Below are 835 nucleotides of genomic sequence, written 5' to 3' on the forward strand. Positions count from 1 at the left end.
GCCGGACGCTCCCGAGGACAGATGCGGTCCCGCGCAGGACGATGGAAGTCCGACGTGCCGTGTACGGCGCCCGGCCGGTCTGCTCGGTACCGCTTCCGTGCGGTCGCCGCCGTGGCCCGCTCGCACGGGCGCTCCGACGCCCTGACGGAGGCAATCATGGGCGGAGTCCTCGGTGACGTGCTGGGTTTCGCGGCAGCCGTCGCGATCAGCCCGCTCCCGATCATCGCGGTCATCCTGATCCTCGCCACGCCTCGGGGACGTCTCAACGGCGTCCTGTTCACCGTCGGCTGGATCCTGGGGCTCGCGGTCCTCGGCGCGGTGATGCTGGCGATCGCCTCCCCCTCCGGCGCCTCCGCCCACCATCAGCCGCCCACCTGGGCGGGAGCACTCAAACTCGCCCTGGGCCTGTTCCTCGTCCTCTTCGGCGCCCGGCAATGGCACCGGCGCCCCCGGGACCCCGCGCAGGCCCGGCTGCCGAAGTGGATGGGCGCGATCGACCGCCTCGCGCCGGCCAAGATCTTCGCACTCGGACTGGCCCTGGCCGCGCTCAACGCCAAGAACGCCCCGCTGACCATCGCCGCGGGCGCCACGATCGGCTCCGCCGGGCTGCCGGTCGGACAGCAGATCGCGGTGCTGGCGATCTTCGTCGTCATCGCCACCCTCGGCCTGCTGGCCCCGCTGGGAGTCTTCCTCGTCGGCGGCGAGCGGGCCAGGACGATCCTCGGCAACTGGAAGGAGTGGGCGGCTCAGCACAACGTCGCCGTGATGGCCGTCCTGTTCTTCGTCCTGGGCCTGAAACTCGTCGGCGACGGCATCTCCGTCCTCGCCTCCTGAC

1 protein-coding gene is annotated in these 835 nt (G+C 71.9%); it reads left to right on the forward strand.

Going from position 1 to position 835, the window contains the following annotated elements:
- Window positions 1–156 precede the first annotated feature (156 nt).
- Complete coding sequence (locus tag CCN72_RS34100) at window positions 157–834, forward strand: GAP family protein (protein ID WP_086812185.1); 678 nt, start codon at window positions 157–159, stop codon at window positions 832–834.
- The last annotated feature ends 1 nt before the right edge of the window (window position 835 follow it).

This window comes from Streptomyces murinus (genome assembly GCF_002154555.1).
Lineage (GTDB): Bacteria > Actinomycetota > Actinomycetes > Streptomycetales > Streptomycetaceae > Streptomyces > Streptomyces murinus.

Coding starts and splice junctions, on each gene's coding strand:
- CCN72_RS34100 (WP_086812185.1), top strand. CDS start 157: ATGGGCGGAGTCCTCGGTGACGTGCTGGGTTTCGCGGCAGCCGTCGCG.